18 protein-coding genes are annotated in these 23,828 nt (G+C 68.1%); 6 read left to right on the forward strand and 12 right to left on the reverse strand.

Features of this window, described 5'->3' with window-relative positions; genetic code table 11:
* Positions 1–4: 4 nt before the first annotated feature.
* The 8 genes from ACIA8G_RS18465 to ACIA8G_RS18500 all read right to left on the reverse strand — a co-directional run bounded on the left by ACIA8G_RS18465 (position 5) and on the right by ACIA8G_RS18500 (position 10,741).
* Positions 5–460, reverse strand: a complete 456-nt coding sequence (locus tag ACIA8G_RS18465) for a MarR family winged helix-turn-helix transcriptional regulator (RefSeq protein WP_396419738.1) — start codon at positions 458–460, stop codon at positions 5–7.
* A gap of 76 nt (positions 461–536) precedes the next feature.
* Positions 537–5,915, reverse strand: a complete 5,379-nt coding sequence (gene pulA, locus ACIA8G_RS18470; protein WP_396419739.1) for a pullulanase-type alpha-1,6-glucosidase — start codon at positions 5,913–5,915, stop codon at positions 537–539.
* Between the two features lie 94 nt (positions 5,916–6,009).
* Positions 6,010–7,527, reverse strand: a complete 1,518-nt coding sequence (locus ACIA8G_RS18475; protein WP_396419740.1) for an alkaline phosphatase D family protein — start codon at positions 7,525–7,527, stop codon at positions 6,010–6,012.
* A gap of 111 nt (positions 7,528–7,638) precedes the next feature.
* Positions 7,639–8,337 carry an ESX secretion-associated protein EspG gene (locus tag ACIA8G_RS18480; protein WP_396419741.1) on the reverse strand — a complete coding sequence of 233 codons (699 nt, stop codon included), beginning with the start codon at positions 8,335–8,337 and terminating at the stop codon, positions 7,639–7,641.
* Position 8,338: 1 nt separating this feature from the next.
* Positions 8,339–9,610 carry a PPE domain-containing protein gene (locus tag ACIA8G_RS18485; RefSeq protein WP_396419742.1) on the reverse strand — a complete coding sequence of 424 codons (1,272 nt, stop codon included), beginning with the start codon at positions 9,608–9,610 and terminating at the stop codon, positions 8,339–8,341.
* The gene (locus ACIA8G_RS18490; RefSeq protein WP_396419743.1) at positions 9,607–10,212 is read right to left on the reverse strand and encodes a DUF3558 domain-containing protein; all 606 of its coding nucleotides are present in this window, start codon (positions 10,210–10,212) and stop codon (positions 9,607–9,609) included. The genes ACIA8G_RS18485 and ACIA8G_RS18490 overlap by 4 nt, the downstream gene beginning before the upstream one ends.
* Before the next feature lie 12 nt (positions 10,213–10,224).
* On the reverse strand, positions 10,225–10,521 hold the full coding sequence (locus ACIA8G_RS18495) for a PE domain-containing protein (protein WP_396419744.1): 297 nt from the start codon (positions 10,519–10,521) through the stop codon (positions 10,225–10,227).
* Positions 10,522–10,564: 43 nt separating this feature from the next.
* Positions 10,565–10,741 (reverse strand): DUF397 domain-containing protein, encoded by a 177-nt coding sequence (locus ACIA8G_RS18500; RefSeq protein ID WP_396420538.1) that lies wholly within the window; start codon positions 10,739–10,741, stop codon positions 10,565–10,567.
* A gap of 203 nt (positions 10,742–10,944) precedes the next feature.
* Here ACIA8G_RS18500 and ACIA8G_RS18505 point away from each other — a divergent pair, with 203 nt between their 5' ends.
* From ACIA8G_RS18505 to ACIA8G_RS18520, 4 genes are read left to right on the forward strand one after another with little or no spacing between them, the layout of a single operon-like run.
* On the forward strand, positions 10,945–11,922 hold the full coding sequence (locus tag ACIA8G_RS18505) for a DUF6346 domain-containing protein (protein ID WP_396419745.1): 978 nt from the start codon (positions 10,945–10,947) through the stop codon (positions 11,920–11,922).
* A gap of 36 nt (positions 11,923–11,958) precedes the next feature.
* Entirely contained in the window at positions 11,959–12,405 is a 447-nt protein-coding gene (locus ACIA8G_RS18510; RefSeq protein WP_396419746.1) for a YbaB/EbfC family nucleoid-associated protein, read from the forward strand.
* A 10-nt stretch (positions 12,406–12,415) separates the two neighbouring features.
* Positions 12,416–12,727 (forward strand): type VII secretion target, encoded by a 312-nt coding sequence (locus tag ACIA8G_RS18515; RefSeq protein ID WP_396419747.1) that lies wholly within the window; start codon positions 12,416–12,418, stop codon positions 12,725–12,727.
* Positions 12,727–13,770: a hypothetical protein gene (locus ACIA8G_RS18520; protein WP_396419748.1), complete on the forward strand. Its 1,044-nt coding sequence runs from the start codon at positions 12,727–12,729 to the stop codon at positions 13,768–13,770. The genes ACIA8G_RS18515 and ACIA8G_RS18520 overlap by 1 nt, the downstream gene beginning before the upstream one ends.
* On the opposite strand, the gene ACIA8G_RS18525 is transcribed toward ACIA8G_RS18520, so the two are convergent.
* From ACIA8G_RS18525 to ACIA8G_RS18535, 3 genes are read right to left on the reverse strand one after another with little or no spacing between them, the layout of a single operon-like run.
* Positions 13,754–14,164 (reverse strand): DUF4233 domain-containing protein, encoded by a 411-nt coding sequence (locus ACIA8G_RS18525; RefSeq protein WP_396419750.1) that lies wholly within the window; start codon positions 14,162–14,164, stop codon positions 13,754–13,756. The genes ACIA8G_RS18520 and ACIA8G_RS18525 overlap by 17 nt on opposite strands.
* Entirely contained in the window at positions 14,161–15,498 is a 1,338-nt protein-coding gene (locus ACIA8G_RS18530) for a bifunctional folylpolyglutamate synthase/dihydrofolate synthase (RefSeq protein WP_396419752.1), read from the reverse strand. Before ACIA8G_RS18530 ends, ACIA8G_RS18525 begins: the two co-directional genes overlap by 4 nt.
* Before the next feature lie 5 nt (positions 15,499–15,503).
* The gene (locus ACIA8G_RS18535) at positions 15,504–18,131 is read right to left on the reverse strand and encodes a valine--tRNA ligase (RefSeq protein WP_396419754.1); all 2,628 of its coding nucleotides are present in this window, start codon (positions 18,129–18,131) and stop codon (positions 15,504–15,506) included.
* Positions 18,132–18,324: 193 nt separating this feature from the next.
* Here ACIA8G_RS18535 and ACIA8G_RS18540 point away from each other — a divergent pair, with 193 nt between their 5' ends.
* Positions 18,325–19,188 (forward strand): hypothetical protein, encoded by an 864-nt coding sequence (locus ACIA8G_RS18540; RefSeq protein ID WP_396419756.1) that lies wholly within the window; start codon positions 18,325–18,327, stop codon positions 19,186–19,188.
* A gap of 148 nt (positions 19,189–19,336) precedes the next feature.
* Positions 19,337–21,622 carry an FdhF/YdeP family oxidoreductase gene (locus ACIA8G_RS18545; protein WP_396419757.1) on the forward strand — a complete coding sequence of 762 codons (2,286 nt, stop codon included), beginning with the start codon at positions 19,337–19,339 and terminating at the stop codon, positions 21,620–21,622.
* Here the strand turns inward: ACIA8G_RS18545 and ACIA8G_RS18550 are convergent.
* Positions 21,615–23,807 (reverse strand): glycosyl hydrolase family 28 protein, encoded by a 2,193-nt coding sequence (locus ACIA8G_RS18550; protein WP_396419758.1) that lies wholly within the window; start codon positions 23,805–23,807, stop codon positions 21,615–21,617. The genes ACIA8G_RS18545 and ACIA8G_RS18550 overlap by 8 nt on opposite strands.
* Between the last annotated feature and the right edge of the window lie 21 nt (positions 23,808–23,828).

Raw genomic sequence — 23,828 nt, forward strand, 5'->3', positions numbered from 1 at the left:
TCTTTTATCCGACGGCATGACGCAGAGCACGCTTGCGCGGCGGCTTGTCACACGGCACGAGGGCACTCAGCCGGCCCTCAAGAAGCCTGCTCAGGCCCTTGACCAGGCCATCACGCTCATCGTCGGGCAACGACCCCAGCACGCTCTCGTACACATCGGCCACGACCTGATCGGCCTTCGCCACGATCTCCCGGCCCGACTCGGTCACGACGACCACGCGCGCACGGCGATCCACCGCGGACGGCTTGCGCTCGGCATAACCGGCGGCTTCGAGCGCGTCCAGCGTCACGACCATCGTGGTCTTGTCGATGCTGGCCAGCTCGGCGATCTCGGACTGCGTGCGCTCCGCGTCCAGCGCGCCAGACAACACGCAGCGGGCTCGCGGGGTCAATCCGATTTCCGCGAGCCTCGCCGTCAGCTCTGTCTCCAGCGCGTGTCCCGTCAGATGCAGCAGCATCATCAGGTCAGTACACCTCGTCGTGCCCATGGGCACTAAGGTATCAGATTATCTAAATCGAAACTATTTGTGAGCGGGACTACCTTTCCAGCACGACGACCGAGCGCGCGGCACCGGCCCGCTTTTCACTGGTCAGCGGCTTCCAGTCACCCGGAGGCAGCGCAACGGACCTGTCCGTCGGGTAGGGGTTGATCACCACGAGCAGGCCTCGGCGACCACGATCCACGTCCGGCCCGACCGTGTCGTCGAGGTGCATGACGATCACGCCCGACTCGGCGGCGGGGAACGACACCTTCTGCTGCACCAGGTCCGCGCTGCCCAGCGAGAACAACGGCGACGACTGGCGGATGCGCAGCAGTTCCAAGGTCGCGTCCAGCGAGGCCTTCATGTCCGCGGACAACGGTTTCGGCCCGGCCAGCAACGGCTTCGCGTACGGCCACTTCGACTCGTTGTCCGCCTTGGGCGGCAACCCGCGGCCGAACCCGTTGTCGCGCAACGACGGGTCGTAGGCGTTGAACCAGTCCCCCGAGTCGTAACTGTTGCGGTCCAACGACTTCGAGCGCAGGAACTCGGTGCCCGCGTGCACGAACGGCCGCCCCTGCCCGAGCAACGCCGGCGCCAGCGCCACCGTCTGCATCTTCACGCGATCAGCAGCAGACGTCTCCGGCTTCAGCTTGTAGGTCAACGCGTCGAACAACGTCTCGTTGTCGTGCGCGTCGACGTACGTGATCGCCTCCAGCGGCTGACCGGTGTACCCGGCAGCAGACCCGTTGTACTTCACGTCCCGGCCGGAGACCACCGGCCCGGCCGTCGACTGGAACCGGTACGCGGCCATGTTGCCCGCCATGCCGAGCTTCACCAGGTCGCTGTAGTTCTCCAGCCGCGCGGCGACATCCCCGTTGGCGGGCGAGGAGTTCACGTCCCCCGCCAGGCCGGAGCCGATGCCCTGCACGCGCGGGTCGTCGTCGAACGGCCCACCGCCGCGCACCGCGTCCCGGAGCCGGTCGCTGAACGTGCCGATGCCCGTCCCGGCCATGTTCGCCTGGGTGGCCTGCTCGAACCGGGCGTTGCCGCCGACCTCGCCGAAGTCCCAGCCCTCGCCGTAGACACCGATCTTGCGGCCGTCCACGCCGTCCCGTTCGACGGTCAACGCGTCCAGCGCCGCCCGCACCGCGAGAATGTTCGCCTTCGGGTGGTGGCCCATCAGGTCGAACCGGAACCCGTCGACCTTGTACGTGCGTGCCCAGCGCACCACCGAGTCGACGACGAGCTTGCCCATCATGGCGTTCTCGGTCGCGGTGTTCGCGCAGCACGTGGAGTTCGCGACCGAGCCGTCGAGGTTGAGCCGCTGGTAGTAGCCGGGCACGACCTTGTCGAGCACCGAGGTCGGCGCGTCGCCGAACGCCGCCGTGTGGTTGTAGACCACGTCCACCACCACGCGGTTGCCGTTGTCGTGCAACGACTTCACCATCTCGCGGTACTGCTTCGACCGCGCCCAGCCGTTCTGCGCGTCCGCCGTGGCGTACGAGCCCTCGGGCACGTCGTAGTGGAACGGGTCGTAGCCCCAGTTGAAGCCGTCCTTCGAAGCCACCGCGCCCACGCAGGCCTGCTGCTGGTCCGAGTCCGCGGGCAGCGATGCCAGGTCACACGCGGGCGTGGCCTGGTCCGAGCGCTTCTCGGGGATCGTCGCGATGTCGAACGTCGGCAGCAGGTGCACGGTGTCCATACCGGCGGCAGCCAGCGTCTTGAGGTGCTTCATGCCGACGGAGTCGCGGTGCGTGAACGCCTTGTACGTGCCGCGATCCGCCGCCGGGACGGACTGGTCGTTGATCGAGAAGTCCCGCACGTGCAGCTCGGTGATGGCACCGCCGATACCGCGAGCGACGTCCTTCGACCAGCCACCGGGCATGGACTTGGCGTCCTTCAGATCGGCGAACTGCGAGTGCGTCGAGTTCACCGACAGCGCCACCGAGTACGGGTCGGTGACCACGACCGTGCGCTGCCAGTTGGTGACCTCGAACTGGTAGTACCTGTTCTTCCAGTCGCCGGCGCCGGACCACGATCCCGAGGCCTCGTCGCGCTTGAGCTGCACGACCTTCTTGGGCTCACCCGCGGGTTCGTCGAACAGGCGCAGCTTCACGTCCGTGGCGGTCGGCGCCCACAACCGGATCGACGCTCGGCCGTGGTCGAAGCTCGGCCCGAACGTCAGTTTCGTTGCCGCGGCGGCAAACCGGTCGTCGAGCACGCCCGCGATCTGCACGCTCGTGCGGTGCCGGATCGCGCCGCCCGCGTCGACGTGCACAGCGGAGAGCTTGTCCCGCAACGCCTCGTCGACGAACCCGCGCACGGCGAACACCGGCTTGCCCTTGAGGTGCGGGAACTGCGCGGGCACCTCTCCGGTCGTGGGCGTCAGTCGCAGCACCCGTTCGCCGTATTCGAGCCGGTAGCCGTCGGACTGCACGGAAGGCACGTCCCAGACGACCTTGTCCTTCGCGATCCAGATCGCCTTGGCCTTGGTGAGGTCGTCGTCCGCGGCCGGGCCGGCGTTCGGCGGCAGCAGATAGGTCTCGTTGCCCTGCAACTGCCACACCTCGTTCCCCTTCTGCCCCAGGTCGAGGAACTGGTCGGGGCCTGGGTCCTTGGTGTCGCCGCGGTGGACGATGTAGCTCAGCCCGGCCGCGCCCGGCGCGAGCGGCACCGACCAGTACACGCCGAACTGGTCACGCCCGTCCGGCACCCGCGACTGGTTCCAGCCCGGTGACGGCTCCAGCGACCCCGTCCAGTGGTACATCGTCCAGTCCGTGTAGTCGCCGTCCGCGCGGTTGTAGTGGATCACCGCCCGGTTCTCGGCGGCGGCCTTCGTAGCGTGGACCTTCCCGCCTGCGACCCACGAGTGGCCACTGGTGAACTTGCCGGTCGCTTCCACGGTCGTGCCGCGCACGACGGAGAAGTCGGTGGTGGGCGGGAGTTCGGCGATCCCACCGGAGAACGGCACGTCAGGCCGTCCGGCGACGCGCACAACGGCGCCGGTGGCGTCACCGACGTAGTGCACGACCGCCTTGCCGGTGGCCGCCTGCTCGGACGGATGCACTGGCACCTGGCCCTGCTTCAGCCACACCTCGGGCGTCACGCTCGGGTCGACGAACCGGTCAACAGACGTGTCCTTCTCGTCGCCCTTGTGCGCGATGAGCCCGACCGACTTGGCGCCCGGCTTCAGCTTGATCCACGCGAAGCGCCCGTAGGTGTCCTCGCCCGCTAACGGCAGCGGCGCGTTCCACTCGGTCGGCGTCTCGACGTCGCCCCAGACGTGCAGGCCCCAGCCGTCGTAGTTGTCCCGCTGGTAGTGCACGACCAGCCAGTCGGGGCTCTTGGTGCCGGGTGGCTGCACCGGCGGCGCGGCCACGAGCGTCACGAACGCCCCGTCCGCACCGATCTCGCCGGACTTCGCCACCACGCGCAGCTCGGCGCGCTTGCCGGCCGCCGCACCCGGAAGTGCCGACAGGTCAGCGAAAACCCGGTACGGCGCCGAGTCGTCGGTGCCCAGCACGGTCCACTCGGTGGTGCCCTCGACCCGCGCGGCGAACGTGGCCGCCGCGTTGGGCGCGCCGATGCCGTCCGCGCGGATCTCGACGCGCTTGTCCAGCACCGTTCCGGCAGCGGGTGCGATCAGAACGGGCGACGGCTTCGACTTGGCGACATCGCTCGTTCCCTTGAGCACCAACGAGGACAGCGCGGGCACGGTCACCGTGACGCGGCCGTTCTCGACCGGCGCGTTCTCGAAAGCGGTGGAGCTGACGGGGACGGTGACGGTCGCGGGCGAGGTGCCGGCGTTCGCCACGACGAGGTGCTCGCGGCCGAGGATGCGGCTGAACGCGAACACATCGGCGTCGGCGTACCGGAGCACCTGGTTGCCGTCGCGCCACACCGGGTCCTGGTCTACCTGCGCGGCCAGGGCCTTGAGCTGCTGGTACAGCGGGTGCGAGGTGGTGTAGTTGTCCTGCGCGCCGGTGCGGTCGCTGCCGATCAGCTTCTCCGCCATGTACTCCGGCGTCTGCGAGGCGAACATGTCCTGGCGCGCCAGCTTGTCGCCACCGGTGCCCGCGAAGCCCTGCTCGTCGCCGTAGTAGACGACCGGGTTGCCGCGCCACAGGTACATCAGGGTGTTGCCGAGCTTCAGCCGTTCCAGCAGCTCGGCGTCGGTGATGCCCGGCCGGTCGTTGCGGATCATCCAGGCGATCCGGCCCATGTCGTGGTTGCCGAGGAACGTCGGCAACGACGACGCGTTGGAGTCGGCGTCGGTGTAGCGGTCGTCGTCCAGCAGCACCTCACCGAGGCGCTGGGAACCCTTGCCGGACAGGAAGCTCACCGCGCTGCTCTGGAACGGGAAGTCCAGCGTGGCCTGCATCTTGCCGCTCGTCGTGTACTTCGAGGTGTTCTCCGGTGACGAGTCGAAGACCTCGCCGAAGACGAAGAAGTCCTTCTTGCCCTTGCGGTGCGCGTACTGCTGCACGTGCGGCGCGAGGGCCTGCCAGAACTCGAGGTTGACGTGCTTGACGGTGTCGACGCGGTAGCCGTCGATGTCCAGCGTGTCGATCCAGCTGGTGAAGATGTCCTTCATTCCGTTGACCACGCGCGGGTGCTCGGTCATCAGGTCGTCGAGGCCGGAGAAGTCGCCCTGCTCGCTCGACTCGCCGGAGAACGTCGAGTCACCTCGGTTGTGGTAGAGCGTGGAGTCGTTGAGCCACAACGGGAACTTCGTCGGCCCGTCCTTCACCGGCGTGTACGGGAATGACTTCTTGGCGTCCAGCTTCGGGAACGTGGATTTGCCCGCGTAGTCCGCGATGTCGAACGGCTTACCTGAAGCATCGAGGTACGGCTGCGCGCCCGTGCTGACGTACTGGGTCTTGTTCTCGGCGTACTTGATGACGTCGGCCGTGTGGTTCGCGACGATGTCGAAGAACACCTTGATGCCGCGCCGATGTGCGTCCTTGATCAGGTCGCGCATCTCCCGCGTGGTGCCGAAGTGCGGGTCCAGCTTGGTGAAGTCGACGGTCCAGTAACCGTGGTAGGCCGCCGAGTCGCCCTGCACCCACTGGTTGAGGGACATCGGCGTCATCCAGATCGCCGTGATGCCCATGCCGTCGAGGTAGTCGAGCTTCGAGTGCAGGCCCTTGAGGTCACCGCCGTGGTAGAAGCCCTTGTCAGCGGGGTTGAAGCCCACTCCGTCGTTGCGCGGGTCCCCGTTGGCGAACCGGTCCGGCATCACGAAGTAGAAGCGCTCACCTCGCAGGTCGTCGCGCTTGGGCGGCAACGCGAGCTTCGCGTCCCCGTCGCGCACACCGGGCGCGATATCCACCACCTCCCCCACGGCCAGACGTTGCGGTGGTGCGGCAACGGCCTGAACGGGTGTGAGAGGGAGTAGAACCAATGCAGCGAGCGCGGCGACGACCCGACGCATCGCGACCTCCTTGTCGCAACTTCTTGCAGGGTTGCTGCACGAAACCACGGCAAACGGCAGGAAACAATACGTCGGGTCTTGCAAACTTTTGCGATCAGCGTCGCTGCGGCCTCAGCGTGGTCGACCACAGCGACTTGCCGGTCGCGTCACGCAGCCACACCGTGAGGTCGCCGTCGCGGCCCACCTCGACCTCGCCGAAGTGCTGGAAGCCGTCCAGCGGCGTGGTGTTGGCGGCGGGCGGCGCGTGCACGAACACGGCCTGCGGGCCGAACGTCGGGTCGAGCGTGTTCGGGCCGAACGCGCCGGAGTGCAGCGGGCCGGACACGAACTCCCAGAACGGGTCGAAGTCGCCGACGGCCGCGCGGTCCGGCGAGTAGTGGTGCGCGGCGGTGTAGTGGACGTCCGCAGTGAGCCACACGGTGTTGTGCACGCGGCGGCGCTTGAGCTCGCGCAGCACCCAGGCGATCTCGTGCTCACGGCCGTTGGGCGCGCCCGGCAGGCCGTTCGCAACGCCCTCGATGTCGGTGCCGTCCGGCACGGTGAGGCCGATCGGCAGGTCCGCCGCGATGATCTTCCAGGTGGCCGTGCTGCGCGACAGTTCGCGGACGAGCCACTGCGCCTGCTGCGCGCCGAGGATCACGCCGGGCTGGTCCTTCGGCGAGGTGTTGCGGTCCTTGTGGGTGCGCATGTCGAGCACGAAGATCTCGACGTTGCGACCGTAGGAGAACTTGCGGTACACCCGGCCGTCCACCGCGCGCTGCCGGTCGATCGGCATCCACTCGTGGAACGCCTGGAAAGCACGCTGCGCCAACACGTCCACGCGCTTCTCGGTGTACTGCGGGAGCTCCAGGATCTCGCCGGGGTACCAGTTGTTGACGACCTCGTGATCGTCCCACTGCGCGAACGTGGGGACCTGCGCGGCGAAGCGCTTGAGGTTCTCGTCGAGCAGGTTGTAGGCGAACTGGCCGCGGTACTCGTCGAGGGTCTCGGCGACCTTGGCCTTCTCCGGCGTGACGAGGTTGCGCCAGATCCGGCCGTCGGCCAGCGTCACCGTCTCCTTGAGGGGGTTGTCGGAGTAGGCGCTGTCCCCGCTGTGGATGAAGAAGTCCGGGTTCCTCGCGGCCATCGCCTTGAAGATCGGCATGCCGCCGATGTCGGGGTTGATGCCCCAGCCCTGGCCCGCGACGTCACCGGACCACACGAACCGCACCTCGTCGCGCCCGATCGGCGCGGTGCCGAAGCTGCCGGAGACGGCCTCGCTGCAGGTGCGGCCGTGCAGGTCCTCGGCCGTGACGCGGTAGTGGACAGGGCGGCCGGGCAGGAGGTGGTTGACCCTGACCTGCCCGGTGCCACCGGTCTCGGGGGTGAGCAGCGGACCGCGGATGCGGCGCGAGAAGCGGAAGCCTGGGTCGTTGGACACCTCGACGAACATCCGGGACGGCCGGTCCGCGCGGGTCCAGACGATCCCGCCGTCCCAGGTGACGTCGCCGGACTGCACGCCGTGCGTGAGGACCGGGCGGTCAGACTTGGCGAGGCTGACGCCCGAGGGCACCAGCGCCGCGGCGGTGCCGAATGCGCCTGCCTTGAACAACGTGCGACGGTCGAAGGTCATGCGCGGTTTGTAGTCGCCGGTTCTGTCCGGCGGTGGAACCCGAAATGAACTTCAGATCGGTCCAGCGAAGCGCTTTCGCACTCTCCGTGCGAAAGCGCCCCGCGTGCGGCCTCACGTCAGACGCTTGAGCCAGTCGGTGATGATCTGGCGCGACGCGGGCGTGGCGTGCACCCACGTCTGGTTGTTCTGGTCGGTGTACTTGACCACGAGCCAGCGGCCGTCCTCGAAGTCGATCGTGGTGAGGAAGGTCTTGGCCCGCTGCCTGCCCTCGGCGCCCCGCCGCGCGGCGTACAGCTTCGCCGTGCCCTTGCGGGGCTGGGCGAGCAGCTGCCGCAGCGAGATCGACGGCGTCGCCTTGCCCTGCTGGTGCGTGTTGATCTCCGACTCGTGCACGTTGATCGACGCGCCCTTGCCGGCCGGCACGTCCGGCAGCTGCATCGCGAGCACCTCGGGCGCGTTCTCCGGCCGGATCGGGTGCAGCTGCACGAACCCGTTGTCGTGCAGGGCGAGCACACCGTGCTGCGAGTTCGCGGCGACCACGACGGGCCGCGTCTCGCTCGGCGTGAGCGCGATCCACGCCGAGTAGTCCGTGTCCGCCTTGGCGATCAGGTGCAGCGTGCCCCGCACGTCCGGGTGGTCGAGCCCGACCCGGCGCAGCTCGCCGATGACGTCGCGCTCGATGACCGCGCGCTCGTCTTCGGTCTCACCCGGCGAATCGACGTAGAGGGCCGGGTGGAAGTCCCCGAGCTTCTCCTGCTTCCACAGCACGTCGAACGCGAGGTCGGACAGTTGGATGGACGACCGCAGCACGTCACCCCCCGATCGTCGGTGGAGCGACCATCGGCATGTCGCCGATGATCTCGTTCGTGTTCTCCTCGGTGATGAGGTAGTCGGCGGTCTTGTGCTCCGAGTCCTCGTCACCCTGACCCTTCGCACCGGCACCGCCCATGCCGCCCATACCCGCGGCACCACCGCGGCCGGCCGGTGTGGTGCCGCCGACGCCACCGCGTGCATTGGCGCTCTCGCCCATGCCACCGAACACACCGGACTTGCCACCCGGCTGCTGTCCTGCCGTGCCGCTGCCGCCGGTGCCGGTGCCGGCGAGGCCGCCACCGAACTTGCCGCCCGCGCCGCCGCCTGTGCCGCCGCCGACCTTGCCACCGCCGGCACCACCGGGCCCGCGACCGCCACCACTGGGCCCGCCAGGACCGGTCAGCCCGGGTCCTCCCGGCACGCCGATCGGCGGGAGACCCGCGTTCGGCGGCCGGTCGATCACGCCGCCTGTGAGCGGCTTGCCGCCGAGGTCACTGCTGCCCGGCTTGGTGACGCCGTCCTTGCCACCACTGGTCCAGCTGGTGTTGGTCGTGTCGCCGGTGACGGTCCCCGGCGGAGTCCAGGTGCCGGTCGGCCCCTGCGGACTGCCGGTCGTGCTCGGGAACCCGGTCGAGGAGGGCTTGGTGCTGCTGGAGCTGCTGCTGGTGTTCGTGGTCTTGTCTTCGCCGTTGTTGCCACCGGTGTCGACGACCTCGACGTTCAGGTTGTCGGCCGTGACGCCGGGGAACTCCTTGGGCAGCTCACCGCGGTTGGTGTTGCTGGCGCTCTGGAACTCGCTGTACACCTTGCGGTTGTGCGCCTCGTCGCTGCCGTACTGGTTGGCGGCGTCCTCGGCGTCGGTGTCCCACGGCGAGACGTCGTCCCAGAAGCCCGTGTCCGGCTTGTTCGCCGGCATGTTCTTGAGCTGCCCCTTGTTCAGGTTGAACTGGTAGACCTGGTTGGACAGCGAGTGGTCGGCCTGGCGCAGCGAGTCCTGCATCTGGATCATCGCCGCGTTGATCGGGTTGGCGGCGGCTTGGGCGGCGTCCGCGCTCGCACCCGTCCACGACTCGCCCAGCGTCTCGCCCACGCGCTTGAGCCGGCCCTCGATCGCGGCATAGCTGCGCTCCAGGCCGGCGGCCGCGACGGCCGCGGCCTGCGCAGACCCGGTGCCGGGGCCACCGGTCATCTGGGTGTAGATCTGATGTCCGGAAAGCCCGTCCGCACGGGTGTTGTCCTCTGTGGAGCAGCTGGGCGCGGGCCGTGTCATTTCGCACCTGCCTTGATCGTGGTGATGGCGAGATTCGCGAACTCGGTGGACGCGCCGCACGGGTCCGCGTACTTCTGGCTGCCGGTCGAGCTCTGGAAGGTAGCGGCGATCACCTTCTCGTCGGAGACCCCGACGAGAATCTCGCAGCTGCCGCTCTTGCGCGCGTCGTTGATGAGAGCGATGTACGCCGGATAACCCTGGATGTCGGGCAGCGGCTCGAACACCTCGTACGTGGTGTCTTTCTTGGGCAGGATCGTGCTGAGGTTCGTACCGTCCGGGAAGATCACCACTCCCGGCGACATCCTCGCCGGCGTGCTCGCACCGAGCCACACACAGGCCGCTCCGACAGCATTGGTGTTCACCTTGCCGGTGACTCCAGGCACGCCGAATGCCTGGACCTGGGCAGAGGTGACCACGCCGCACGGATCAGCCTCGAAGGCCTTCACGTTGAGCGGGTTCTGAATCTTGGGCGGTCCGCTGCTGTTGCTGCTGCTGGTCGGCTGAGTGGCGTTCGTCGGCGTACCGGTGGTGCCACCGCTGTCGCTGCAGCCCGCCACGAGGACGAGCGCGGCGGTACCGGCGACGATGGTTCGGATGCGCAACAGCTCAGTCCTTCACTTGAGGTTGTCCTTGACACCCTGCTCGGTCTGCTCGTACTGAGCCAGTGTGGCTTTCAGGTTGTCGATCCGGGCAGTCAGCGTTTCCTGCAACTGGACGTTGGACTGCAGATGCATCTTGCCCGCGTCACGAGCCCGGTTCGCGTAGACGTCACTCGGCTTGTCCAAACCCGCGGCCTGGACGGTCGTCAACGCGTAGCCGCCCTGGTGAGCCAGGACCAGCTCGTCGCGGATCGACTCGTATTCCTTGATGGCGGCGCGAAGTGTGTCGAGGTCGACCTTGGTTCCGCTCATAGCTCCCCTGCCCCCGGTACTCGAACCTGGAAGGAGCATATCGCTACCCGACGTGACTCGTCCGGAGAACGGTCACGAACTGTGACCAGGCGTTATCGGAGAAAGTGAGCAGCGCTCCAGCTTGGAACTCCGAGTCGCTTGTACACACAGTGTTAGCAGCAAAGGCAATCTCGGCGCTGTTGGCAGGGTTGGCGCTACGGCTGCTCTTTCGCCTATTCAGAGCGGCGGGATTTCACGCTATCGAGGGAAGGAACTCCACCGGTTCCGCGACGTCGAAGGCACGGTCCCGCACTCCAGGCCGGGCGCGAGGTCGTCGTTGTGACCATTGTGGACGGTCAGGGGCGGGACCGCCGTGCGTGACCGCGCCCTATGAGCCGGGAAACGCCGCGTACGACGTCACCTGATCGCGGTTAGGGTGGCGCGGTGCGCGCACTCGCCTTCGCTCTCGCCGCCGTCCTCGCCTTCCTCGCGCTGGCCACGACGATCAGGACCACCGACGTCCTGGTCGGCTCGGTCGATGCGAAGCGGGTCGGCACCGCCACCGTGACGTCCTGCACCGAACACGGTCCGATCGGGCGGTTGGGGCTCGGCACCAGTTACGGGTGCACCGCTGATGTGCGCTGGGACAACGGCCCCGCCGAACAGCTCGCGTTCCCGCCAGGGCAGCTCGAACCTGGCCAGCGTGACGTCGCCGTCTTCCGGTCCAATCGGGATCCCGGGCTCAACGACAGCGGGCGGTGGTTCCTCGCCGGCCCGCTCGCCGCGGTGGTACTCGGTCTGCTGACGCTGTGGCTGGCCTTCGCGGCGATCCTCTCGCTCGTTCCGGGGAGGAAGAGCAAGAAGGCCGAGGAGAAGTGGCCGGTCACCAAGGAGGAAGTGAAGGCGACTCCCATCACGCGACGGGTGCGCAGGCTGCGGTTGTTCGCCTGGCTCGGGCTTGCTACGGCTGCGGCGGAAGGACTGGCCTCGACGCAGTACTTCGACGCGCCGCGACGGGTCGGGGAGTTCGTGTCACCGTGGCCCGAGCTCAGCAGGGCGTGGCTGGTCGACCTGCCGTCCGGGGTGCTCGCCGGGTTCGCCGTGCTGGTCGCCGTCATGATCGGGGTGATCGCGGAGAGCGTGCACAAGGACGCCGCGCGGATCGTTCGGTATGGACAGTCGTACGTCGACACGAAGAAGCAGGTTCTCGGCGGCGGCACCAGCTGGGTGCCGACCGCGTTGATCGCGGCGTTGGCGACCTGGGCGATCGTCCAGGCGGCATTCGCTCTACCTGGGCACGCGCCTGTCGCGGTGTGGCTGGCGGGAGGCCGGGACGCGCTGGTTCTGCTCGCGTTGCTGGCCGTCACGGTTTTCACTCGACAGTCCGCAAAGGACATGGTCGCGCAATTGGTGCACAAGTAGGGGAACCGAAAGACGGTTGCCTCAGTCTCACGGGACATGAGTTCTGCAGAACTGGGCGCTGGACAGCAGCGACTGGACGACTACCTGCGTCGTGTCAGCGACATCCAGCAGCGGGCCGAGGAGACGCAGGCTCAGCTCAAGGCGTTGCGCGCGAACGTGAGCAGCCCCGACCGCTCGGTCACGGTGACGATGGCACCGGGTGGGCGGCTGGAGAAGCTGAGCCTGACTCCCTCCGCGATGAGGATGTCCCCCGACCAGCTGGCTGCCCTGATAACCGAGACCGTCAGCAGAGGGCACGCCGCCGTCGCCGGGCAGATGGAGGCGACGATGCAGCCGTTGATCGGCGGCACGTCGGCCATGGACTTCCTGCGTGACCAGGTCACCGCGGCGCAGCAGCCGGAAGAGACCGAGGAGCCGCAGCAGCGCCAGAGGCCGCCGCAGCACCCCGACGACGACGAGCCCACCGGCTCCATCTACCGATAAGAGGGATCCCGTGACGGGAAGTTTCGCCATGGTGCCCGCCGACGTGATCAACCACGCGGGCAACGTGCAGTCGATGGGCATGGAGCTCACGAGGGCCGCCGCGCGCGGCGAAAGCGTCGATCTCGGCATCGAGACTTACGGGATCATCGGGCAGGTCTTCAGCGTGCCGGTGCGCATTCACATCGCGGCGATCGCGAACTCGATCAACGAACTGGCGAATGCGCTGCCGGACGTGGCCGACGCGCTGCGCGACTGCGCCGACGCCACCCAGCAGACCGATGACGACCACGCCAAGTTGTTCGACAAGTACAAGGGGCAGTGATGGTTCTCGACGTCAGTGCGGACAACGCCACCGACGGTGCGCGGATCATCGACACCGTCTGGAAGTGCGCGGAGGACTTCAACAACCCCAGCGACTGGGCGTTCGACGGGGTCGCGCTGGGCCTCGACGTGCTCGGGTTCGTCGCGAACCCGCTGGGCACGCTCGTGGGCGCGGGCATCGGCTGGTTGATCGAGCACGTGTCGTTCCTCAAGGAACCGCTCGACGACCTCGCCGGCGACCCCGGTGCGATCAACGTCGTCGCGGCCGCCTGGGGTGAGGTCGCCAAGGCGTGCGCGAAGGTCGGCAACGACTACGCGCAGGCCGCCTCCGGCCAGACCAGCGGCTGGACCGGCCAGTCCGGTGACGGCTACCGCAAGGCGGCGGGCACGCTCGCCGAGCAGGTCAAGGCGCTGGAGGGGGCCGCGAACGCGGTCGCCACCGGTATCCGGGGCACCGGCATCCTGGTCGCGGCGGTGCGGGGCATCATCCGCGACATCGTGGCCGACGTGGTGGCGGAGTTCATCATCGCCGCGGTGACCGCGCTCGCGACGAGCTGGTGCAGCTTTGGTGCCTCGATCGCCGCGTTCACCGGCTGGGCCGTGGCACGGGCGGCGTCGACCGCGGGCAAGATCGCGGGCAAGGTCAGCAAGCTGCTGATGAAGCTCGCGCAGGCCGTCCGCAAGTTCGACAACCTCAAGGGCGTGTCCGACGCGCTGGCCAAGGCCGCCGTCAACATCGGCCGCAAGGCCAAGGGCGTCGGGCGGTCGATCGGCAAGAACCACGCCTCGGTGAAGCAGATCGAGGACGGGTTCTCCAGCGCCAACAACGCGATCCGCGACAAGCTCACGTTCGGCAACGACACCATGAAGAACGCGGCCAACCGGGTCGACGACATCATGGCGCCGCGTGGCCGTGACGGGTTCGCGGACACGATCAAGCCCATCGCGCTCGGCCGCACCGGCGCCTCCGAGGCGTTCAAGGAAGGCGCGAACTGGGACGAGAGCTACGAAAAGGGCCAGGAAGAGCTCAACCAGAAGAAGTAGTTGTTCCGTTCTGCTGTTGCTGCGCGGGAAGCCTGCCCTCGGCCATCCGCTTGAGCAGGTCCTTGCGCAGCCACAGCAGGTACGCCCACACCAGCCCGAAGATCACGCCGATCACCCCGAGCGCGGGCAGCAGGAGCCAGCTGGCGATCAGCAGCACGTGCAGGCCGACGACGGCGGCGATCGCCCACGGCCGGCGCACGAACGCGCACATCGCGATGAACACCGCGATGAAGCCGAACGCCACCCAGCCGGCCAGCGAGGTGACGCCGCCGTGCAGCTTGGCGATCACCGGCAGGGCCAGGGCGACCACGATGACCTCGAGGATCAGCGTGCCGGCCATGATTCCCCGGAACGCCTTCATCGGGTCTTTCTTCAACGGAGCCGGGGAGGTCATGCCGGCTCCTTTCCGAACAGCGCGCGGGCCTCGCCGGCCGTGACGACCGAACCGGTCACGATCACGCCGCCGCCGGAGAGCTCGTCCTCGGTCAGGTGGATCGCCTCCTCGATGGCGTCGTCCAGCCGGGGACGCACCTCGAAGCGGTCCTCACCGAAGATCGGGATCGCGACGCCGGCCAGCACGTCCGGGTCCATGGCGCGCGGCGAGGAGTTGGTGGTGATCACCAGCTCGCTCACGACCGGTTCCAGGGCGGACAGGATGCCTTCGGCGTCCTTGTCGGACATGACGGCGACGACGGCGACCAGCTTGCGGAAGCCGAACTCCGTGTCCAGCGCGCGGGCCAGTGCCGCGGCGCCGTGCGGGTTGTGGGCCGCGTCGACGAAGACGTTGGGCGCGGAGCGGACGCGCTCCAGGCGGCCCGGCGTGAGGACCGTGGCGAAACCCTCGCGGATGGCCTCCACGTCGAGCTGGCGGTCGGCGCCGGCACCGAAGAACGCTTCGACGGAAGCCAGCGCGAGAGCGGCGTTGGCCGCCTGGTGTTCGCCGTGCAGCGGCAGGAAGATGTCCTCGTAGACACCGCCCAGGCCCTGCAACGTGATCAGCTGGCCACCGACGGCCACCGAGCGGGAGACGACGCCGAACTCGCTGCCGTAGCGCGCGACCATGGCGTCCACGGCGGCCACCCGCTCCAGGATCACCCGCATGACCTCGGGGCTCTGCTCGCCGACGACGGCGACGGAGCCCGCCTTGATGATGCCGGCCTTCTCGACCGCGATGTCCTCGGGACGCGTGCCCAGGTACTCGGTGTGGTCGAGTCCGATCGGGGTCAGGACGGCGATGCGCGCGTCGGCGATCGAGGTCGCGTCCCACGTGCCGCCCATGCCCACCTCGACGACGGCGACGTCGACCGGGGCGTCCGCGAAGGCCGCGTACGCCATGCCGGTGAGGACCTCGAACTTGCTCATCCGGATCTCGGACTGACTGTCCACCATGGCGACGTACGGCTCGATGTCGCGGTAGACCTCGACGTACCGGTCCGGGCTGATCGGCTCGTTGTCGAGGCTGATCCGCTCGGTCGCCAGCTGCAGGTGCGGGCTGGTGTAGCGGCCGGTGCGCAGGCCGATGCGCGTGAAGAGCGCATCGACCATGCGCGACGTCGACGTCTTGCCGTTCGTCCCCGTCAGCTGCACGACCGGGTAGCCCGTCTGCGGGTCGCTCAGCACGTGCGCCAGCGCCTTGATCCGGTCCAGCGACGGCTCGAGCTTCGTCTCGGGCCACCGCTGGTTGAGCTCGTTCTCGACGTCGAGGAACTCGTCGAGGTTGGTTTCCACGGTGCTTACGCCTCCGGCAGCGCGGCCAGGCGCTCGTTGATGCGGGTGATGTCCGACTCGGCGGCTGCCTTGCGGGCCTCGATCTTCGCGACCACGTCGGCGGGGGCCTTGCCGAGGAACGCCGCGTTGCCGAGCTTGCCCGACGTCTGCGCGAGTTCCTTGGTGGCCACCGCGAGGTCCTTCTCGAGGCGCTTGCGCTCGGCGACGACGTCGATCGTGCCGGACAGGTCCAGCTCGACCTTCACCGCGCCCTTGGGCAGGCCGACCTCGAGCGTCGCCGAGACGGTGAACTCGTCACCGGGCTCGGTTACCCGCGTCAGCGAGCGGACCGACGGCACCTGGTCGATGAGGCCGACGCAGCACGCGCCACGGACCTTGCCCGCGACCTTCTGACCCGGCTTCAGGCCCTGCTCGGAACGGAACCGGCGGATCTCGGTGGCCAGCTTCTTCAGGCCCTCGATCTGCGCGGCGGCGTCCTCGTCCCGCTCGATGCCCGTCGGCTTGGGCCACTCGGCGATGACGAGCGACTCCTCGCCGGTCAGCGCGGTCCACAGCGTCTCGGTGATGAACGGGATCGCCGGGTGCAGCAGGCGCAGCACGACGTCGAGGACGTGGCCGAGGACGGACTGCGTGGCCTCGACCCGGCCGTCGGCGAACTGGACCTTCGCGATCTCCAGGTACCAGTCGCAGAACTCGTCCCGCGTGAAGCTCTGGAGCGCGTCGCAGGCACGGGAGAACTGGAACGACTCGAAGTTCGAGTCCACAGTGGACACGAGCTCGTCCAGCGAGTCCAGGATCCAGCGGTCCGCGGCGGTCAGCTCGTCACGTGCCGGCAGCGGACGCGCGACCGTCGCGCCGTTGGCCAGCGCGAAACGGGTGGCGTTCCACAGCTTCGTGGTGAAGTTGCGCGAACCGGCTGCCCACTCCTCGGCGACCGCGAGGTCCGACCCGGGGTTCGCGCCGCGCAGGAGCGTGAAGCGGGTGGCGTCGGCGCCGTAGCGGTCCATCCACTCCAGCGGGTCGATGCCGTTGCCCTTGGACTTCGACATCTTCTTGCCGTACTGGTCCCGAACGAGGCCGTGCAGGAAGACGTGGTCGAACGGCTGGGTCTCGCCCATCGCGTACAGGCCGAACATCATCATCCGGACGACCCAGAAGAACAGGATGTCGTAGCCGGTCGAGAGAACCGTGGTCGGGTAGAACTTCTTCAGGTCCTCGGTCTCGTCCGGCCAGCCCAGCGTCGAGAACGGCCACAGGCCCGACGAGAACCAGGTGTCGAGGACGTCCTCGTCCTGACGCCAGCCCTCACCGGTGGGCGCCTCGTCGTCCGGTCCGACGCAGACGACCTCACCGTTCGGGCCGTACCAGACCGGAATCCGGTGGCCCCACCACAGCTGACGCGAGATGCACCAGTCGTGCAGGTTGTCGGTCCAGTCGAAGTAGCGCTTGTTCAGCTCGGCCGGGTGGATCGTGGTGCGACCGTCGCGGACGGCGGCCGACGCGGCGGCGGCGATGCCCTCGACCTTGACCCACCACTGCAGGGACAGGCGCGGTTCGATGACCGTGTCGCAGCGCGAGCAGTGGCCGACCGCGTGGACGTACGGCCGCTTCTCCGCGACGATCCGGCCGTCGGCACGCAGCGCGGCGACGATCGCGGGACGGGCCTCGAAGCGGTCCAGCCCCTCGAACGGGCCGTGCGCGGTGATGGTCGCACGCTCGTCCATGATCATGAGGTTCGGCAGGCCGTGGCGCTGGCCGATCTCGAAGTCGTTCGGGTCGTGCGCCGGCGTGACCTTGACGGCACCGGTGCCGAACTTCGGGTCGACGTGGGAGTCGGCGATGATCGGGATCCGGCGGCCGGTCAGCGGCAGCGCGACCTCGGTGCCGATGAGGTGCTGGTAGCGCTCGTCGTCCGGGTGGACGGCGACCGCGGTGTCACCGAGCATCGTCTCGGCGCGCGTGGTCGCGACGACGATCGAGTTCTCCCCGTCGCCGTAGCGGATCGAGACGAGCTCGCCGTCGTCCTCGCTGTGGTCGACCTCGATGTCCGACAACGCCGTCTGGCAGCGCGGGCACCAGTTGATGATCCGCTCGGCCTGGTAGATCAGGCCGTCGTCGAACATCTTCTTGAAGATCGTCCCGACGGCGCGCGACAGGCCCTCGTCCATGGTGAAGCGCGTCCGCGTCCAGTCGACACCGTCGCCGAGGCGGCGCATCTGGCCGAGGATCCGGCCGCCGACCTCCTCGCGCCAGTCCCAGACGCGCTCGACGAACTTCTCCCGGCCCAGGTCGTGGCGCGACAGGCCCTCACCGGCCAGTGCGCGCTCGACGGCGTTCTGCGTCGCGATGCCCGCGTGGTCGGTGCCGGGCAGCCACAGGACCTCGTAGCCCTGCATGCGGCGGCGCCTGGTCAGGGCGTCCATGACCGAGTGGTTGAGCGCGTGACCCATGTGCAGGCTGCCGTTGACGTTCGGCGGGGGCAGCACGATGGTGAACGGCGGCTTGTCGCTGCTCGGGTCCGCCGTGAAGTAGCCCCGGTCGACCCACCGCTGGTACAGCTCCGCCTCTACCTCCGCCGGAGTCCACGCGGCGGGGAGGTCGGGACGCTGGGTTGCGGTGTCGAGTTCAGTCACAGCTGTGAAGTCTACGGAGGTGGGGGTATCGACTTAAATCGAGATACCTGCTAACGGGCCGCACACGCCCTAAGATGCCGCCCTTGGGGAGATTCCTGGGGGAGTCGTCGCATCGCAGAAGGCAACCGGACCACGGCCGACGCCGTGTTCAAGTCGCGCGCGCGACGAGCTCTGCGACCGACTTGGGGGGCACGTGCAGTACGACCTTGAAGATCATCCGGATCTGAACGACGCGGCCTGGATCCGCAGAGCGAACAGACGCGCCAAACGGGAGATCCGCAAGCAACGCCGGCGGGCACGCATGCGCAGGCACAGCGGCAAGGTGGTGTCCGCGATCGCGTTGATCGTCATCGGCGCGGTGCTGTTCGGGCTCTACCGGGCCGGGAAGTTCGGCGAGGTCTCGCTGCCGGAGGCGCAGCTGCCCTACACCGGAGTCAACGTGGCGGTCCCGTTCGCCGGCACGCCTGCCGAACAGTGGGCCGACGGCGAGAAGGGCATCGTCGCGCCGGACGCCACCCCGGCGTTCGAACAGGTCCGCCAGGCGCTCATCGCGTCGCGCCTGGACCCGGTGATGCTCAGCGAGCACAAGCCGGACAGGTTCCTCGCCATGCTGTCGCCGAAGATGCGCGAGCGCGTCGTGAACGACCTGCGCGGCTGGGCCACGCGACTCAAGCAGGGCACGAAGCTGCTGCCGAACGGCATCAAGGTGTCCGGGAAGATGACGCTCGGCGAGAAGGACGGCTACCCGGCCGTGACGGCGGACTACGTGTTCGCGTACGCGTTCGAGCCGCCGGACCCGAAGAAGCTGGTCAACCAGATGGAGATGGTCGCGTCCACCCGCCAGCAGGCGACGTACCTGATCATGCCGGACGGCGGCCTGTGGCTGTCCAAGCTCGACAACTTCCACTACTCGATCGCGTGCAAGGCGGCCAAGGAGGGTTTCCTCGCGCCGCAGTTCACCGAGCCGGTCGCGCCGGGCGGCAACGGCGTCCTCGACGACGAGAAGAAGTACTTCTCGGCCGAGGGCGCGATGCCGACCGAGAACACCTGCGACTGATCACCCTTTCAGAGGTGCCCAGGCAGAGTGACCCCGATCACAATTGACCGTCACGGACCGTTCAACCCCTTGGGGCCCGTGACGACGGCGCCGCCGCGTTCTTCGGGGGCGCTGGCGGCGCCGACGTCGATCAGCGAAGAATGCACCCATGAGCAGCAAGCCCCCGCAGCACGACGTCGACGAGTCCGCGCTCGAAGTCAGCACCCCCAAGACATGGGCAGCGGGGATTCCCGGCGTGCTCGTGTCGCTCGACCGCGCGGTCGAGCAGATGGGTGTGACCCGCACGGTCAAGACGTTGCGCCTGCTCAACCAGCGTGAAGGCTTCGACTGTCCCGGTTGCGCGTGGCCGGAGCCGCAGGGCCACCGCAAGATGGCCGAGTTCTGCGAGAACGGCGCGAAGGCCGTCGCCGAGGAGGCCACCAAGCGCCGCATCGGGCCGGAGTTCTTCGCCGCGCACTCGCTCGCGACCCTGCGGGAGAAGACCGACTACTGGCTCGGCCAGCAGGGCAGGCTCACCGAGCCGATGGTCATGCGGCCCGGCGCCACCCACTACACGCCGATCAGCTGGGACAACGCGTTCAGCCTCATCGCCGACGAGCTGACGTCGCTGTCGTCACCCGATGAGGCGATTTTCTACACGAGCGGCCGCACCAGCAACGAGGCCGCGTTCCTCTACCAGCTGCTGGTCCGCTCGTTCGGCACGAACAACCTGCCGGACTGCTCGAACATGTGCCACGAGTCCTCCGGCGCCGCACTGAACCAGACCATCGGCATCGGCAAGGGTTCGGTGTCCATCAAGGACTTCGAGCTCGCCGACCTCATCGTGGTCGTCGGCCAGAACCCCGGCACGAACCACCCGCGCATGCTCAGCGCGCTGGAGGACGCCAAGAAGAACGGCGCCAAGATCATCGCCGTGAACCCGTTGCCGGAAGCCGGCCTGATGCGGTTCAAGAACCCGCAGAACGTGGCGGGCCTCGTCGGCCGCGGCACCGCGTTGTGCGACGAGTTCGTGCAGATCCGCGTGGGTGGCGACCAGGCGCTGTTCCAGGCGATCGGGCACCTGCTGCTGACGTGGGACAAGCTCGACCGCGACTTCATCGCGAAGTCCACGCACGGCTTCGAGGAGTACGCGGAGAGCCTGCGCGAGCTCGACTGGGACCGGGTGCTCACCGCGACCGGCCTGACCCGCGCGCAGATCACCCGCGTGGCGGGCATGTTCGTCGACTCGAAGCGCACGATCGCGTGCTGGGCCATGGGTCTCACGCAGCACAAGCACTCCGTGCCGACCATCCGCGAGGTCGCGAACGTGATGTTCCTGCGCGGCATGATCGGCAAGCCGGGCGCGGGACTGTGCCCGGTGCGCGGGCACTCGAACGTGCAGGGCGACCGCACGATGGGCATCTACGAGAAGATGCCGGAGAAGTTCCTGCTGGCGCTGGAGACCGAGTTCGGCATCCCGGTGCCGCGCAAGCACGGCTTCGACACCGTCGACGCGATCAACGCCATGCGCCACGGCCGCGCCAAGGTGTTCATCGCGATGGGCGGCAACTTCGTCAGCGCCACCCCCGACACCCCGGTGACCGAGAAGGCGCTGGAGCAGTGCTCGTTGACGGTGCACGTGTCGACGAAGCTCAACCGCTCGCACGTCGTCCACGGCCGCACCGCGCTCATCCTGCCCGCGCTGGGCCGCACCGAGAGCGACGTGCAGCACTCAGGCGAGCAGTTCGTGACGGTCGAGGACTCGATGTCGGTCGTGCACCGCTCGCGCGGCCGGTTGAAGCCCGCGTCCGACCAGCTGCTGTCCGAGATCTCCATCGTGTGCCGGTTGGCGCGCAAGACGCTCGGCACGTCGCACCCCGTTGCGTGGGAAGCGTTCGAGAAGGACTACGACGTGATCCGCGAGCACATCTCGCGCGTCGTGGCTGGCTGCACCGACTACAACACGCGGGTCCGTCAGCCGGACGGTTTCGTGCTGCCGCACCCGCCGCGGGACTCGCGCGAGTTCGCGACGACGACCGGCAAGGCGAACTTCACCGCGAACGAGCTGACCGTCATCGAGGTGCCGCGGGGCAGGCTGCTGATGCAGACCCTGCGCAGCCACGACCAGTACAACACCACGATCTACGGCCTGGACGACCGCTACCGCGGCGTGAAGGACGGCAGGCGCGTGGTGTTCGTGAACCCGGACGACATCAAGGATCTGGGGTTCAAGGACGGTCAGATGGTCAACATCGTGTCGGAGTGGAAGGACGACCCGACGGGCGTCGTCGAACGCCGCGCCGAGTCGTTCCGGATCATCTCCTACTCGACCGCGCGTGGGTGCGTGGCCACGTACTTCCCCGAGGCGAACCCCTTGGTGCCGCTGGACTCCAAGGCGGACATCTCGGGTACGCCGACCTCCAAGTCGGTGATCGTCCGGCTCGAGGCTAGGTGACGATCACCGAGTAGTTGCTGGCACCACCGTTGGGACCCAGCTGGACCTCCCCCGCCGGGAAGCCCTTGGCGTACAGGCGGAAGGTCTTCGCGGACCCTTCGGTGTTGACCAGCGACAGGCCGCTGTCGAGCCACAGCCCGTCCATCCACGGACGTTTGCCGAGCCTCGTGTCGACCGCGACGTAGACCACCGCGTCGCGGTTGATCCGGAAGCGCGCCAACGGGTTCTGCGCTGCCGACTTCGAGTCGTTGGCGGTGCGGATCCACTGCGCCCCGGCGATTTCGGCAGGCACCGCGCTGAACGTGAAGTCACGGTCGCCGTACTGCGCCACACCGGTGCGCAGGTTCGTCTGCAACGACCAGTCCCCCGCGTTGGCGGTGTCGGCGACCGTCAGCCCGCTCAGCTCCAGCTCGTCCGGTGCGTCACCGACGGTCAGCCGTGCCGTGGCTGTGCGGGTGAGCGATCCCGCCGTGCCCGTGACGGTGATGTCGGACGTGCCCTGCGGGGTGTCCGGCAGCGTCGCCACGGTCATCACCGAGGTGCCGCCCGGGTTGACCGTGGCCGGGTTGAACTGGACCACGCTCCCGGCCGGGACGTTGTCCGCGTCCAGCGCGATCGGCCCCGGCGAGCCCGTGAACGCCGTGCGGATCGCGTACGACGCGGTCTCGCCGGGCTTGATCGTCCGTGCCGCCGGGTCGACGGTGAGGCTGAAGTCGTTGCCCACACTGCACTTCTCGGTCGACCCGGTGTTGGTGATGCGCGGTGAACCGGAGTTGCGGACGCAGAAACCGTTGGTGTTGCGGAAGAGGAAGTCCGTCGGACTGCTCGTGCCGCGCTCCCAGCCGAACCCGTCGAACGTCAGGTCCGTGGAGTTGTCGGCGATGACGGCGGGCCGGCCGTCGTTGCTGGTGAACGACACGCCGCTGCCGCCGGCCCACTTGATGCGGTCGGCATAGCGGACGTACCAGCCGTACGCGGGCCGGGTGCCGATCGAGTTCGGGTTGTAGTTGGTGCGCTCGTTGCTCGGCGGGTTGGTCGACATGGTGCCGTTGCCGCCGGGCACGTTGATCTTGACGTTGGTGAACGTCACGTCGCTGACGTGCCCGTCGACGTCGCCCATGATGGTCGGGCTGAACGACGGCGAGGCACCGTTGATCGTCACGTTGTCGTAGGTGATGTTCCTGATGGCACCGACGCCGGGGTTGTTGCCGCACCGTTTTCTGGCCCCGACCTTGAGCATGATCGGCGACCGCACCCCGCTGACGGTGATGTCCTTGTAGTGCACGTCGGAGACGATCGAGCCGTCCATCGAGACGAGGCCGAGCCCGGACTTGTTGGAACCCTGGATCTGGATGCGCTGGAAGTCGTAGCCGGTGAAGTCACCGCACGTCTCCGAACCGAACATCAACGCGTTGCAGCAGCCCGCGCTGAGCTTGGTGTCGTAGACCTTCACGTTGCCGTTGCTCAGCTTCTGGCCGAGCGCGTAGTCACTCTTGAACGCGAGCGCGTCGTCGTTGCCGGCGAAGTTGCCGTTGGTGATCGTCACGTTGGTGGTGCTGATGACGTTCCACCCGTCGCGGTCGCTCGCGGTGTCGATCGTCAGCCGGTCGGACACGACGTTCTTACACCCGTTGATCAGCATCGCGAAGTGCCCGCCGCGACGCAGTTTGATGCCGCTGACCGTGAGGTTCTCGCAGCGCGTCAACGAGATGATCTTGTCGGCCTGCCCGCGACCGGGGTTGCCGGTGATGAGGGCGCCGCCGCCGTCGATGGTGCCGCTGCCCACGAACGCGATGTTGGCGAGCCGGTCACCCCAGATCATCGCGTTGTGGAAGTGGCTGTGCCCGTAGTCCTGGTACTCGTCCCACTGGTTGTCCTCCGGCGGGTCGTACCCGGCGCCGGACGCTCCCATGATCGTCGCGCCCGCGTCGAGCTGCACCGTGACGTTGCTCTTCAGGTGGATCGAGTTGGGCGAGCGGTAGGTGCCGGACGGGAACTGCACGGTCCCGCCGCCGGCCGCGTTCGCCGCCGTGATCGCCCTGTTGATCGCGGCCGTGTCGTTGGCGCTGCCATTGCCGACCGCGCCGTAGTCCTTGACGTTGTGCACCGCCGCTTGGGCCGGTTCCGCAAGCATCGCGGTGGCGAGCAGAGCCGCTGTGACCGCGGCGCCGAGTCTCCGTAACACGGATGTCCTCCCCGTTGAAAC

It is taken from the genome of Lentzea sp. NPDC051213 (genome assembly GCF_044455585.1).
GTDB lineage: Bacteria > Actinomycetota > Actinomycetes > Mycobacteriales > Pseudonocardiaceae > Lentzea.